This is a genomic window from Streptomyces sp. NPDC058674 (genome assembly GCF_042716505.1).
In the GTDB taxonomy this organism is placed as follows: Bacteria; Actinomycetota; Actinomycetes; order Streptomycetales; family Streptomycetaceae; genus Streptomyces.
The window spans coordinates 15,990-29,489 of record NZ_JBHXSC010000078.1; the positions used below are offsets into that span (position 1 = coordinate 15,990).

General features: G+C 68.5%; 12 protein-coding genes and 3 pseudogenes. 12 read left to right on the forward strand and 3 right to left on the reverse strand.

Annotated elements, in window-relative coordinates; all coding sequences use genetic code 11:
* The first annotated feature begins 49 nt into the window (after window positions 1-49).
* From ACFWU6_RS29205 to ACFWU6_RS29225, 5 genes and pseudogenes are all read left to right on the forward strand, one after another.
* A complete protein-coding gene (locus ACFWU6_RS29205; protein ID WP_383983940.1) occupies window positions 50-361 on the forward strand; it encodes a hypothetical protein in 312 nt (103 codons plus the stop codon).
* Complete coding sequence (locus ACFWU6_RS29210) at window positions 358-1,722, forward strand: MFS transporter (protein ID WP_383983943.1); 1,365 nt, start codon at window positions 358-360, stop codon at window positions 1,720-1,722. The genes ACFWU6_RS29205 and ACFWU6_RS29210 overlap by 4 nt, the downstream gene beginning before the upstream one ends.
* Window positions 1,723-2,075: 353 nt before the next feature.
* Window positions 2,076-2,333, forward strand: a pseudogene (locus ACFWU6_RS29215) (recombinase family protein); the annotation flags it as partial.
* A 12-nt stretch (window positions 2,334-2,345) separates the two neighbouring features.
* A complete protein-coding gene (locus ACFWU6_RS29220) occupies window positions 2,346-2,612 on the forward strand; it encodes a helix-turn-helix domain-containing protein (RefSeq protein WP_383811591.1) in 267 nt (88 codons plus the stop codon).
* 43 nt (window positions 2,613-2,655) lie between these two features.
* Window positions 2,656-3,372: pseudogene (locus ACFWU6_RS29225) on the forward strand (DUF4158 domain-containing protein); the annotation flags it as partial.
* A 6-nt stretch (window positions 3,373-3,378) separates the two neighbouring features.
* Here the strand turns inward: ACFWU6_RS29225 and ACFWU6_RS29230 are convergent.
* A protein-coding gene (locus tag ACFWU6_RS29230; protein WP_383983946.1) for an IS5 family transposase occupies window positions 3,379-4,226 on the reverse strand; the annotation gives its coding sequence in 2 pieces (ribosomal slippage) (window positions 3,379-3,851 and window positions 3,851-4,226; 849 coding nt in all).
* A 46-nt stretch (window positions 4,227-4,272) separates the two neighbouring features.
* On the opposite strand from ACFWU6_RS29230, the gene ACFWU6_RS29235 reads away from it, so the two are divergent.
* From ACFWU6_RS29235 to ACFWU6_RS29255, 5 genes and pseudogenes are all read left to right on the forward strand, one after another.
* Window positions 4,273-4,587 carry a hypothetical protein gene (locus tag ACFWU6_RS29235; RefSeq protein ID WP_383983949.1) on the forward strand — a complete coding sequence of 105 codons (315 nt, stop codon included), beginning with the start codon at window positions 4,273-4,275 and terminating at the stop codon, window positions 4,585-4,587.
* Between the two features lie 1,146 nt (window positions 4,588-5,733).
* Window positions 5,734-6,840 (forward strand): bifunctional DNA primase/polymerase, encoded by a 1,107-nt coding sequence (locus tag ACFWU6_RS29240; RefSeq protein WP_383983952.1) that lies wholly within the window; start codon window positions 5,734-5,736, stop codon window positions 6,838-6,840.
* Window positions 6,837-8,354 carry a phage/plasmid primase, P4 family gene (locus ACFWU6_RS29245; protein WP_383811597.1) on the forward strand — a complete coding sequence of 506 codons (1,518 nt, stop codon included), beginning with the start codon at window positions 6,837-6,839 and terminating at the stop codon, window positions 8,352-8,354. Before ACFWU6_RS29240 ends, ACFWU6_RS29245 begins: the two co-directional genes overlap by 4 nt.
* Complete coding sequence (locus tag ACFWU6_RS29250) at window positions 8,351-8,725, forward strand: DUF6009 family protein (protein WP_383811600.1); 375 nt, start codon at window positions 8,351-8,353, stop codon at window positions 8,723-8,725. Before ACFWU6_RS29245 ends, ACFWU6_RS29250 begins: the two co-directional genes overlap by 4 nt.
* A gap of 358 nt (window positions 8,726-9,083) precedes the next feature.
* Window positions 9,084-9,317: pseudogene (locus tag ACFWU6_RS29255) on the forward strand (DUF4437 domain-containing protein); the annotation flags it as partial.
* Between the two features lie 134 nt (window positions 9,318-9,451).
* Here the strand turns inward: ACFWU6_RS29255 and ACFWU6_RS29260 are convergent.
* Entirely contained in the window at window positions 9,452-10,120 is a 669-nt protein-coding gene (locus tag ACFWU6_RS29260; RefSeq protein ID WP_383983960.1) for a hypothetical protein, read from the reverse strand.
* 608 nt (window positions 10,121-10,728) lie between these two features.
* Window positions 10,729-11,406, reverse strand: a complete 678-nt coding sequence (locus ACFWU6_RS29265; RefSeq protein WP_383983955.1) for a TetR/AcrR family transcriptional regulator — start codon at window positions 11,404-11,406, stop codon at window positions 10,729-10,731.
* 95 nt (window positions 11,407-11,501) lie between these two features.
* Here ACFWU6_RS29265 and ACFWU6_RS29270 point away from each other — a divergent pair, with 95 nt between their 5' ends.
* Both ACFWU6_RS29270 and ACFWU6_RS29275 read left to right on the forward strand, forming a co-directional pair.
* On the forward strand, window positions 11,502-12,536 hold the full coding sequence (locus tag ACFWU6_RS29270; RefSeq protein ID WP_383811612.1) for a hypothetical protein: 1,035 nt from the start codon (window positions 11,502-11,504) through the stop codon (window positions 12,534-12,536).
* 43 nt (window positions 12,537-12,579) lie between these two features.
* Window positions 12,580-13,188, forward strand: coding sequence for a hypothetical protein (locus tag ACFWU6_RS29275; protein ID WP_383983958.1), 609 nt, complete (start codon window positions 12,580-12,582; stop codon window positions 13,186-13,188).
* The last annotated feature ends 312 nt before the right edge of the window (window positions 13,189-13,500 follow it).

A 13,500-nucleotide genomic window follows, 5' to 3' on the forward strand; every position in this document is an offset into this window, starting at 1 on the left:
GCGAGGTACCAGTGACAGGGCCCGCGCCTACGTCACATTGTCACGCAGGGTGCAGATCGAGCACCTGGAGGCTTCTCTCGTCCGGCATGAGGCCGACGTCGCCAACGGACGGCTGGGGCGGGAGTGGGTGGAGCCTTCCGGGATCAGCGACCTGATGCCCTGCCTGACCCCCGAGTCGCTCACCGAACTCTGGGAGGTGCTCAACCGCAAGCTGGACGAGCTGACCACCCGCGATGCAGGGGATCCGCGTGCCGCGCAGGTCGTACTCCTCACCGCCGGGCTGCCGCTGGCACCGCGCGCCCCCGGCGCGGAGCCGAACACCTCCGCCCCTGCGGAGGCAGATGCCGAGAACGCGTCATGACCAGGCCGCTGGACATACCCACCGCACGCCGCCGCTACGTCACGGTCTGCATTCTCTTCTGGCTCCCGCTGGGACTGACCATCGCCCCCCTGATCCTGCTCTTCACCGAGCGCGGCATGACCATGGCGGCCATCGCCGGCTTCTTCGCCGCGCACTCCCTCACCGCCGCGGCGCTCGAACTGCACACCGGAGGACTCTCCGACGTCCTGGGACGCCGCGCCGTCCTGGCCGCCGCCGGCCTGCTGAACCTGGCCGCCTTAACTCTCCAGGGCCTGGGCACTGCCCCCTGGCTGCTCGGCCTGGGCATGGCCCTGATGGGCGCGGGCCGCGCCCTGTCCAGCGGCCCCGCCGAAGCCTGGTACGTCGACACCGTCCACGCGCACTCCGGCCCCGGCGCCGACCTGCGGACCGGCCTGGCCCACGGCTCCTCCGCGACATCCGCCGCGCTCGCCGCAGGCACCCTGCTCGGCGGGGTCCTTCCCTGGCTGCTCGGACTCGGCCCCGACCTCGGCGCCCGGCTGAGCGAAGCCACCTCCGAGCTGGTGCTCCCCCTTTCCGTCCCACTGCTGCTGGGCGCGGTGGTAGAGGTCGCCTTCGTGCTGTACGTCTTGACCGCTCTGCCCGAACCGCCCCGGCCGGCGGCCACCCTGCGCAACGTACTCCGAGGTATCCCAGTCACCGTCGCGGGCGGGCTGCGCCTGGGTGGCCGCGAACCGCTGGTCCGCCGGGTCTTCCTCAGCGCAGGGGCCGCCGGCAGCGCCCTGGCCGCGATCGAACTCCTCACGCCGGGCCGCGCCGCGGCCCTCACGGGCGCATCGGAGTCGGGGGCGGTGCTCTTCGCCGCACTCGCCTGCGCCGGATTCATCTGCGCGGGTCTGGGCAGCCACCTCGCACCTCTGACCGCCCGGCTAGCAGGAAGCGGCGAGCGTGCCGTCATGGTGAGCCTCGGCACCAGCGCGAGCGGTCTGCTTCTGCTCGGCGCCACCGCAGCGTCCACAGGAGTGGGCTTCATGGTCCTCGCGGCTACCGGCTACGGGCTGGTCTACCTCGGGCTCGGCGCGGCGGGACCGAGTGAGAACGACATCCTGCACCGCCGTGTCACCAGTGAGGGCCGCGCCACCGCGCTGTCCGTCCAGTCTCTCGCTATGCAGCTGACGGGAGCTATCACCGGCTTGATCATCGGTTTCCTTCCGCCAAGCCCGCTGCCCTGGCTGCTGGGAGGCACCGTGCTGCTCGCAGGGGCTCTCATGTGGACTTGCCCTAGCAAGCCCAATCCCCAGAGCCTCGTCGGCTCCCATCTGCACCACACGGACGCCAATCCCTCTCACCAGGACGACCTGAAGACCGGGCGAGCCCGGTAGAAGCTGTACGCGAGTAAGCGCCCGGGGCCTCGCCTGTCCGCGAGCCCTCGGCCTGTTGCTCATCTATCGACCGATTGATGAGCAAGATCAGTGAGCGGCGGCGCGCAGCCGGACTGGCGCAGGATCATGCCCATAAAACGGTGTCAGAAAGTCGGAGTGCTCAAGAACTCCAGCGCCACAGTTTTCTGTACGATTTGGCGGCTACAGCAGCTTCCGGACGACGACTCCGCCGGTCTCCTCGCCCCATTCCGGCCGTACGGACCGGCGATCTTGTGGGATACGCGCGTGTGTCCACCAAGGGGCAGTTGCTCGATCGGTAGATCCGCGCCCTTACTGACGCCGGATGCAGCCGGATCTTCTCGGACAAGAAGTCCGGCAAGAACGCCGAGCGCGAGGAACTGTGGAAGGCCCTCGACTATCTGCGGCCCGGCGACACCCTCTTTGTCCCCTCGCTGGACCGACTCGGCCGCTCGATCCAGGACCTCATCGCGATCGTCTCCGGCCTGCGCAAGCGCGGCGTCGGCTTCACCTCGCTACACGAGGCACTCGACACCACCACGCCGGGCGGGCGCCTGGTCTTCCACGTCTTCGCCGCCCTTGCGGAGTTCATCCGTGAACTCATCGTGCAGGGCACCAACAAGGGCCTGGACGCCGCCCGCGGCCGCGGCGCCCGCCTCGGACGCCCGCCGGCCATGACACCCGAGCAGGTACGTCACGCCCGCGACCTGCCCACGCGCCCGGAGAACACCGTGACCTCGATCGCGAAGCTGCTCGGCGTGTCCCGCAACACCATCTACAACTACGTGCCCGAGTTGAAGGGTGGTCGCCTCGCGCTCACCGAGGCGACGAGCACGGCCAAACTGCCCCGACCTGCCAAGCCCAAGGACTGATCACCGCCGTTTGCGACTGGTGACACGGTTCTTACCGGCACCCCAATTTAGGACGTTCCTGTACGGGCGGGCGTGGACGCACGCCGAGGGGCCGGTGGCGTTGTTTCGACCACGCGGTGACGTGGCTGCGCCGGCACCGGGTGCTGCTGCCGAGCGTCTCGGTACTGGCCCGGCAGGTGGCGGAGGCCCGCGCGGTGGCGGAGCGGCGGTTGTACGAGTCGGTGGCCAGGGCCGCGCACCAGGCGGACCGGGCGCTGCCGCCGGCGCTGGCTCAGCTGCTGGAGGTACCGGAGGGCCAACAGGTCTCGGAGCTGGAGCGGCTGCGAACGCCGCCGACGAAGTCGACGGGCACGGCGATGGTCCGCGCGATGGAGCGGGTGGAGGAGATCTCCGCGTTCCGCCTGGGCAGGGTGAACCTGTCCAGGGGGCCGGTGAACCGGCTGAACACGCTGGCCAGGCACGGGCAGCTGGGCAAGGCGCAGACCATCGAGCGGGCGCCGGAACCGCGGAAGACGGCGCTGCTGACGGCGGTGGCACGCAATCTGGAGGCGCAGGCGGCCGATGACGCGCTGGATCTGTTCGCGCTGCTGATGGCCACCCGGCTGATCAGCCTGGCGCGGCGGGCGTCGGACAAGGAGCGCCTGGCGGTGCTGCCGCAACTGGAGAAGGCGCACGCGTCCTGGCGAAAGCGTCGAAGATTCTCACCGAGGAGCTGGACCTGGTCGCCGAGGCCGTGGCAGACCTGGACGTGGCCGCCTTAGAACTGCTATCGGAATGACTTCAGGCGTCGCCAGCAGATGAGCGAGCAGGCGAGGCTGAGGAAGGCTTCGTGGATGTCGTCGCGTACTTCCCAACGGATCCGTAGCCTACGGAACCAGTGGAGGTGGGCGAAGGTGCGCTCGACGACCCAGCGGTCGGTGCCGAGTCCGGATCCGTGCGGGACGCCCCGTCGGGCGATGACGGGTTTCACGCCCAGGGCCCAGGCCATGCGCCGGTATTTGTCATGGTCGTAACCGCGGTCGCCGAGCACGGTGTCGGGTCGTCGGCGGGGTCGGCCGCGCTTGCCGCGGACCGGCGGGACGGCCTGGAGCAGCGGGATGAACTGGGTGACGTCGTTGCGGTTGCCGCCGGTCACAGTGGCGGCAAGCGGAATGCCGGTGGCGTCGGTGATCAGGTGGTGTTTGCTGCCGTTCCTGCCCCGGTCAACCGGGCTTCGCCCGGTTTTGGAGCCCCCTTTAACGCGCGTATGTGGGAGCCGTCGACCACGGCCCGCGAGAAGTCGATGGCGCCGGCTCCGCGGAGCCGGGCCAGGAGGGTTTCGTGGAGACGCGGCCAGACACCAGCCTCGGTCCACTCCGCCAGGCGTCGCCAGCAGGTCATGCCCGAACCGAACCCCAATTCTTGCGGGAGGTGTTCCCAAGCGATCCCGGTGTGGAGAACGAACAGGATGCCCTGGAACACCAACCGGTCCGGATGCCGCCTCCGCCCCGGATGCCGTACCCGTCGCTCGACCTTCGGCAGCAGCGGCTCGATCACCGCCCACAACTCGTCGTCGACTTCCCACGGCTTGCGCCGAGCCACCCCGCACCCCCAACTGAACGCCCTCCGGCTCATCCAACCAGCCCGAAGATCATTTCGTTAGGGCTTGTTATGGGCGGCGGTGGAGGAGGCCGTCCCGTGCGAGGCGGTGTCGGGGGCGGTGGCAATGGTCGAGACCCTGGTGCCGGAGGACGACGGGTCGGCCGAGGCGGCGATGCGCGAGAAGCTGGCCCTGCGCTACAACACCGTGAAGACGAGAAGCTCTGCTCCCTGCTGGCGGTTTGAGGGCCGTCATGACGTGTGCAGCATGTCGTCGGTGATGACCGGCGGCCGGCCGCCGTGCCCCTCGTGCGCGCTCGTCGAAGCCGACCGGACCCGCGGCACTGCTCTGAGCACCTGGCAGCCCTGCCGGGCGGCAGCTGCGGACGCTCCTTGACCCGCCGCCGCGAGAGCGCCGGGAGCGGGCGGCGCTTCCCGCTGAGCGCGAACAACTGTGGCCGGCCAGCACGTCCGCGCGCATTGCCTCCCACCGCGGCCCGTCCAGCAGAGGGCGGCGCACCTGCGACCTGGGCCGCCCGATACCTGACAGGTCCATACCAAGAATTCACCGCCATTGGCTCCTCCTCCCCGCCCGCGCACCGGCGCTCCGACCCCCGGTGCGCGCCGCATCGGCAGGGCGCCGGGGGCCCGAGCCGCCCGGCTCCCACCACCCGGGGCCATGGGGCCTTTTTCTGAGCAACCCAGGCACGCCGGGTAACCGGGCCGGCCAGGCAGTGTTACCGAACTCGGCGCCGGAACGTTGTCGTTGCCGCGGTGGCCCCGCAGCAGTTGCAGCCAGGCGGCAAGGTGCCACCCTCGGGACGGCGGGGACAGTCTCAGGCGGGACCGAGGTAACCAAGCCTTGTGATAGCCCCACAGGGGCGACGCCGAACGGGTCCCGACGGGGAACGTCCGTGGAACGTTCCCGTGGTCGGCTTTGGGGGCGTCGCGACAGCCGTGGTCTGTCGACTGCTGCACCCACTACTGACGTCAAGTCAGCAGCCCGCGACCGGCCACAGACTGCATGCCAGGACAACTGATGCGCGTTGCGTGTGCACCGAAGACCCCTTTCTGGAGACTCGGAGGGGGCGAGGTCTTGGGCTGCCGCTGGCCCTCGAGTACGGAATCAAGGGGCCAGGGGGGAGAAAGCTGCCGTACCTACTTTGAGTCGCTGCCTTGAGTCGCTGGGCAAAAAGCCAGGTCAGAGGGTGTGCCAACTCCTTGGCAGCGACTGAAGCGACTGAACTTCACGTATATGAGGACATTCCTGTGTGCGCGTGGGCGTCATATATAGGAGGTTTCAGTCGCTTCAGTCGCTGTGTGATGCTGCCTACAGCTTTGACCTGCGACTTTTCGAAGGTCCACCTAAGCGACTGAGCGGGTGAGTCGCTCGGCTCATCTCTTCAGTCGCTTCTGAGTAGCTCGATCCCACGCAGGGCGACACGCGGTCCATACAGGCTCGACACGCTGCGCATGCTTCCTGGCAGACTTCGCTAGTCTGTGTTCATTGTTGAGTCGCTTCGGTCGCTGTGAGGGGAAGTACATGCCTGCTGAGCTGCGGTTTTCGCGCAGCGACTCAGGGCAGACCCCGCCCGAGCGCTCAGTCGCTAGCCTGCGCCTGGCCCGGTGGTGCGCCAGCAACGGCTGGCCCGTGCACCCCCTGGCACCCGGCCGTAAGACACCGCCCGCCAACTGCCGCAAATGCAGCGAACCAGGCCACACACACACGAACTGCCCCTGCCTCCAGGCGGGCCGCTGGTGCCACGGCTTCCATGCCGCGACCCTGGACTACTCCCGTATCGATGAGTGGTGGACCGCCAACCCCCACCAAGGCGTCGGAGTCGCATGCGGACCCGCAGACCTGGTCGTCATTGACATCGACGCACACGAAAGCGAGCCCCCTGAGCGGGACCGCCTCCTGCCGGGCATTCCCATCGGCAACGCCGTCGACCTCAAAGGCCTGCGCACCGGCTTCCATTCCATGGCTGTACTCGCGGCGCTCCGCCGCGAGAGCTCTCCCGCAGACGACGAGTCGACCCTCCGCGTACGCACTCCCTCCGGAGGCATGCACGTCTGGTACCGGGCGACCGACGGCCGACGCTGGCAGTGCTCCACCGGGGCCGGCAAGAAGAGGGCCCTCGCCTGGCAGGTCGATATCCGCGCGCACGGCGGATACATCATCGCGCCCGGCACCAGAATCTCCGCGGGAACGTACAAGCCCATCGGAACGGTCCGTCAACCCGCCCCGTTGCCCGCGTGGCTAGCCCAGGAACTCCAGCGAACCGGCCACCTGCCCGCCGCCCACATCCCTGCCCCCCGCCCTGTACCCCCCCGCGCCCGACAGGCCGTCCTCGCGGCCGGCGGAGGCCGGGACAAGACTTCCCGGCTCCTGAGCGCCCTCCTCGCCGACGTCGCGGCCTGCGGCCAAGTCACCGAGGGCGCGAGCTTCACCGAAAAACTGAACAGGGCCGCCTACACCCTTGGAGGGCTCGTCGCAGCTGGCCACCTCACGGAAACCGTCGCCGAAGATGCCCTACGGGATGCCGCCGCCACAGCCCGCCCTGGCCAAGAGCAGCGGTCGAACCAGATCATCCGCAGCGGGATGACCGCCGGCGCGCAGCGCCCCCTGCACCTCGGAGGCCGCCCGTGACTCCTGCACCCGAAACGGGCAGCTTCCTCTTTGATTTCGACCCGGAAGCGGTTGCCGCGCAGATCCTCGCCCAGGACCCGCCACGGCCCGTGCCCGCCCAGGGCACGGAACAGGCCCACCTGGACCACGCGACTCCCTCCGGGCTGCTGCCCGACACCCTCAGCGACCGCGGCAACGCCAAGCTGTTCGTCCGCCTCTACTCAGGGGACTACCGCCACGTCCCCGGGCTGGGGTGGTACCGCTGGGACACCACCCGCTGGCAAGTCGACGAGGACGACACCGTCGTCTGGGCCGCCGGGGACCTGGCCGAGGCCATTGCCACGACCGACCCCCGCGGCCTGCACAGCAACCAGTCCCTCCAAAAGCACCGGCGCCGTGCCCTTAGCACGTCTGGCATGAACGCCATGCTCACCCAAGCAAAGTCAGCCCCCGGCATGGTTCTGCGCGCCGAGCTCCTGGACGCCGACCCGTACGCCTTGTGTACTCCCGCGGGCATCGTCGACCTGCACACCGGGCTGATCCGAGCACCGCAGCCCGACAAAGACTTCCACTCCCGCTCGACATCCACCGGACCCAAGCAGCAGCCCACCCCCCGCTGGGAGCGATTCCTCACCGACACCTTCGGCAGCAACGCCGAAGGACGGGAGATGATCGACTTCCTCCACCTGATGCTCGGATACTCCATCACCGGAGACGTCGGCGCCCAGGTCATGCCCTTCCTGTTCGGCGCCGGCAAGAACGGCAAGTCCGTCCTCCTGGACGTCCTCATGAAACTCTTGGGCGACTATGCCGACGCAGCACCCCCCGGATTCCTGATGGCCCGGACCTTCGACGGTCACCCCACCGAGCTCGCCGAGCTCCACGGCCGCAGGGTCATCGTCTGCTCCGAGGTCAAGCCTGGCGACAAGTTCGACGAAGCCCGGGTCAAACTCCTCACCGGCGGCGACCGGATCAAGGCCCGCCGGATGCGGCAGGACTTCTTCTCCTTCGCCCCCACCCACAAGCTCTGGCTGATCGGCAACCACCGCCCGGAGGTGGGCACCGGCGGCTTCGCCTTCTGGCGCCGTATGCGCCTGGTCCCCTTCGAGAAGGTCGTCTCAGATGACCGAAAGATCGACAACCTCGCGGACATCCTCGTCACGGAAGAAGGCCCCGGGATCCTCGCCTGGCTCATCGACGGCGCTCGCCGCTACCTCGCCGGCGAGAAAGACCTGACGGGGCCCGCACCGGTCAGGATCGCAACGACCGCCTACGCGGAAACCGAAGACCACACCGGCCGCTTCTTCGAAGAATGCTGCACCTTCCACGCCGACCACCGAGCCGAGCAAGCCCGCCTCTACAGCGTCTACCGCACCTGGTGCCAGAATGAAGGCGCGCCCACCATCTCCTCGCGCGCCTTCGCAGCACGGGCACGCGAGCTCGTAGGCCTTGCCTCACCCAAAGAAATGATCTTGTCTAACTCGAAGAAGTACTACCCCGGCATCGGGCTGCTCGCAGAGGAGGAGAACGCATGAGCTCGCTCATCTCCGACGACGAGATCCACCACGAAGTCGACCTGGTCTGGCTCGAGGACGTCACCGAGCTCGACTACGTCCGCCAGTCCCTTGACCGGCTCCCCACCCGACGAGGCAAGCCCGCCTACCACCGCGACGGCCGCCTCGTCGGCTACGCCCAACTAGGCCCCCAGGCAAAGCCCTCCCGCTCCAGCGGCACCTTCCGCCGCCGCGTCTTCTGGCTCTTGCCGCACGACCGCGACACCGTTCCAGACGGCCTCTACGCCTCGGGAGCGCCAGCGGAAGCCGTAGACCCCACGACCCTGGCCGCCGGGAGCAAGGGCCGAAAGACCGAGAGGTCCGAACGACCGGCACAAGGGGCCGACGTATAACCGAGCGCTGCAAAACAGAACGCGTGTCTGGGCTTCAGTCGCTTTAGTCGCTGGATCCATCCCCCAAAATGCGTTGACCTGCAGATTCTCGCAAGCGACCCAAGGCCGACCCGAGACATCGAACCGCTATCGCTTCTGCGAGTGGCCGAAATACTGCGCACGATCAGCCGCATCCCGGCTGGCCAGCCCTTGAAGACATCGCCGGCCAGCTCGGCCACCCAGGCACCATCGCGAACCCTGGCCGTCGACCTCTACCGCCGCCCTCCAGACCGAGTCCAACGGCCTGGGCTCCTACTCGTTCCACACGGCCGACGTCTTCCGGACTCACCCTGCGCCTCTACTTCAACCCCTGAAAGCCTTGGAGCGCGATCTGATCTGGCACACGGGAGAGTCCGAGCATGGGGACGAAAGTGCCCAGGAGCGCAATCTCAGCTACGACGAGGAGGGCGGCTCCGCCTCGCTGAAGGTCCGCTTCACCACCGACTGGTCGTCGGCCGGCCGGCGTCCACCCGCGGACGCCGAGTGGTACGTCCTGCCCGGCCAAGTCACGGTCGGGGGCACCGTTCTTGGACCGCAGGGCTTCCGAATGGCCCCAGCCGGAGCCCACACCCCGGCCTCCGGTCCGGGCGGGGCGGTGGCCAGGCCGACGGGTGGGCGAAGGGGATGCCGAAATGGGCCTTCGGCGTTGTCTCCAGTCCGTCCACGGGGCTTCCCTCCTGGCGCACGTCAGCACTTCGTTTCATCATCAATGTCTATCGAAACGTCGCCGATGAGGGTGGACAGGGACCGTCCGAGAGGGGCCACTTGGCCGGGGTGTAGACCATGTCTGAGGATCGGGATCAAGGTGCGGCTTTCGACGAGTAGGCCGCCGCCGAGCAGTGGGTGGGGCCAATCGTCCGGATTGGCGAACGGGATCCCGAGGTAGGCGAGACCGTCCCGGTAGGGCCAGGTCGGGTCTACGACATCTCCCGCGGGAGTGGAGGCCCAGCCGTGGGGGGCGTGGACGGTGCCGTGGCCGTCGACCGGCGTCGAACCGAAACCCTCGACGTAGGCGAGCTCCACACCGGGCTGTTCCTGGCATGTTGCTGCCGCATTGGAGAAACAGAAACCGGGATACCCGCGGGAGAGCGAGGCGGGCAGGGGAGCGGGGGTGAACAGTCGGCCGACGTCGAGGATCAGGTGGTAGACCGAGGCATAGGCCCAGCCTTCCACAGCCTGGAGTTCGGTGGCGCTGGTCTCGTCGGCGCGAGCGCGCACATACTCGATCAGATCCTTCTCCGGCCGACTCACCGATGTCACCCCGCTCGTCTTGGCGCCTGCCACCGACCCCCTCACGGCAGCATCGCCCCGTTCTTCTTCCCGCACCGCACCCTCCTGGCCCTGGTCCTTGAACATACGCGCTGATTCCTTCCCGTATCCGTGCCATCTGGCTTGAACGAGGGCCGAAGGCCCGGACCGGCTACGCCGCTACCACGCTTTTCCGCAACATCGGTGGCGTCCGGGTCCTGCTGGAGAAGGCGGGCAACCCGGGGCCCCTGACGTCGACCTCCTGGCCCCGGCCCCCACGAACACGCCCACCCCGGCCCCCAGCGCCGGGCAGACCGCTGCGGCCCCGGCTGAAGCCGCCTCTGCGGAAGCGGGCCTGCCCTGGCAGTGGCTGGCACCCGGCGCCGTCATCGCCGCGAGCCTCGGCCTCGCCGGCACGCTGATCGTCAAGCGACGCCGTCGCTGACCCGTCCGGGCCGCCCCGGCTGGCGATGAACCCCGCGGTGGTCTCGGTGCCGGTCGTGACGCCGCACCGGCCTCAACGGCCCGGTCCCACCCTCCCGCCGGGCTGGGCCACTGCCCGCCACGCAAGCAGGCCGTCCAGGGACTCAGAACCCTGGTCAAAAGGCTGCCGACGGCTCGGCGTCATCCTCATCCTTCAATCCTCATCCTTCTCGCCGCAACGCGGCTCATACCACCTGTGAAACGCTGCCGTCGATCGTTGACGACGCTGCGGCTCACGCCGGACCCACTGAGACGTCGGCGCCGTCAGTGAGCAGGCGCTGTTGTGCCTGTTCTTCGGCGGCGTCAAGTGCGGGTTCGAGTGTGGCGAGCGCGGAGCGGAGCAGGTCTGGTAGCGAGCCGGACGGCACGACGAGCCCACCGGTTGTGAGGGGTGCGGCCGGAGGTTGGAGCCACTGCTGGAGTGCGACCCGAACCGCAGCGGCCACGCTCGCCGCGAGCACGCGAGGGGCAGGCGTGCCAGGGCAGCCGAGGCGCTGGTCGATCGCGGCGGCCAGGGGGTGTTCGATCGCTGCTGCGGCAGCGAGGAACGCGTCACGCAGCACGGGGCTGGCGGTCAGCAGCAGCAGCTCGTCGTGGTCACGCGGTTCGGTGTACTGCTCCAGGATCGCTTCGGCCAAGGCGTCGGCGAGGCGGACCTGGGTGGGCCTGGCTGCCACGGCCGCGGCGACCCGGGATTCCCGTTCGGCGGTGATGGCGGCGACGATCGCCTGTTCGCGACTGGAGAAGTAGTTGTTGTAGGTCCTCGGCGAGACCCCGGCTGCCTCGGCGATGTCGTCGACGCGGACGTTGTCGGGCCCGTGTTTGAGGGCCAGCCTCAGCGCTGCCTCACGCAATGCCACTCGGGTGGCCTGCTTCTTCTCCTCGCGCAGCCCGGTCCGCCGTGTAGTCACCCTCGAAGTATCCCAGCCTGAATGCGTGCCCGCAAACTTGCGTGCACGCAATATTTGCTTCTACTCTCGGGCACCCCTACAGAAAGGTCACACGCATGCGAGCCAAGGGCATCTGCTACGACACCGGCTTCCTCCGCAACTGCAGCAGTTCCCGGGAGCACTTCGACCCCGACCTGGTCAAGAACGAGCTGACCATCATCCGTGACGATCTCCACTGCACCGCCGTCCACATCACCGGCGGTGACCCGGGCCGCCTGGAACTCGCCGCCCGTCACGCCGCCGAGCTCGGACTGGAGATCTGGTTTTCGCCCTACCCGCTGGAGCTGACGACCGACGAAGTCCTCGCCCTGATCGCTGACTGCGCAGAGCGGGCCGAGCGGCTCCGGACGCAAGGAGCCGAAGTCGTGTTCGTTACCGGCGCCGAGTTGAGTGTCATGAACCATGGGTTCCTCGAAGGCGACAGCACCGAAGAGCGACTCGGCTGGCTACTGAGCGACCCGGCCCGCCGGACCGAGAGAATCGCCGGAGTCGGCATCCGCCTCAACGCCTTCCTCCGCGAAGCCGTCGCGGTGGTCCGCGAGCGCTTCCACGGCAAGGTCACCTACGCCGCCATCCAGTTCGAAGCCGTCGACTGGGACTTGTTCGACTTCACGACCTTCGAACTCATCCGATCTGCGGAGGTAGCCGACCGATTCCGAGACGCCGTGCGCAGCCTTGTCGCACAGCCCAAACCGGTCGCCATCACCGGCTTCGGCACCGCCACCTGGCGCGGCGCGGGTGACGTCGCACCCCGCAGCATGGAAATCCTCGAAACCGACGAAGCCACCGGGGCGCCGCTCCGGCTGACTGGGGAATACGAGCGCGACGAGGCCGGCCAAGCGGCCTACCTGAGCGAACTGCTGGAGATCTTCGACAGCGAGGGCGTCGATAGCGCCTTCGTGTTCCTCTTCGCGCTGTACAACCTGCCCCACCGCCCCGATGGCGATCCTCGCGACGACCTCGACCTCGCCAGCCTCGGCATCGTCAAAATCCTCGAAGACCGCCACGGCGATACTTACCCCGGCCTGCCCTGGGAGCCCAAGGCCGCCTTCGCCGCAATCGCCGACCACTACCGCTCCGCTCGGGATTAGCGACTTGGGGGAATTTTGGGGTCCCTCTGATTCACTGAGGCACATGGGGATCGGGGCATTCATCGCACAGGCGCGACGGCTGGCGGCACACGAGGGGCGGTGGATGGCGAGCCTCGGGCTGTGGGTGGCTCGGCGCTCGCACGGGGTCGGGGACGCGGATATCGCTGTCGGGTATGCGCGTGCTCAGGCGCCGACGGCGTACGGGTTGGTCTTCGTGTTCGTGGTCGAGACGGTCGGGGTGTCCTTCATGCTCGCCGCGTATCCGGTCGCCCACCTGGTCATGCTGCTTCTCGACCTCTACACGGTGTTTCTGGTCTTGGGGCTGCACGCCGCCGCCGTCACACGCCCACACGTCGTGGGGCCGGACGAGCTGCGGATACGGCGAGGTGCACGGCTCGATCTGCGGATACCCCTGGAACGGATCGGGGCCGCCCGTTACGACCTCCGCTTCCCGGACGCGAACAAGTCCGAGGATGGTGTGCTGGACGTGGCCATCGCGTCGCAGACCTCGATCACTATTGAGCTGACCCAAACAGTCACCACCGTAAGCCTATTGGGGCGGTGCGCGGAGGTTCATACGGTCCGCTGCCACGCCGACGAACCGCAGACCGCCGTCGCGGTGATCAAGAAGCTACTGCCGGCAGACAGCTGACAGGGCTGCCCGGTGTCTCCCGCGCACATTTCGGCGAGTTGCGCGAAGAACTCGCGGCTCCGTGGGAGGCAGCGCGCGAGTCCGCGCTACGTGATCAGCGTGGGGGCCCCGGCGCCGATCGGTGGGGGCTGGACGCAAGCCGAAACTGGTCTTCGTCGACCGGTTGCTGGTCACCCTCATTCACCTGAGGCATGGGCTGCCGCACGCGGTCCTGGCCAAGTGCCCCTGCAGCGCCCGCCGCCCGGCCTGCCCGCGCCCGCCGCCCGGCCCCGGCCCGCGCCCGCCGCCCGGCCACACGCTAAAAACCATCTA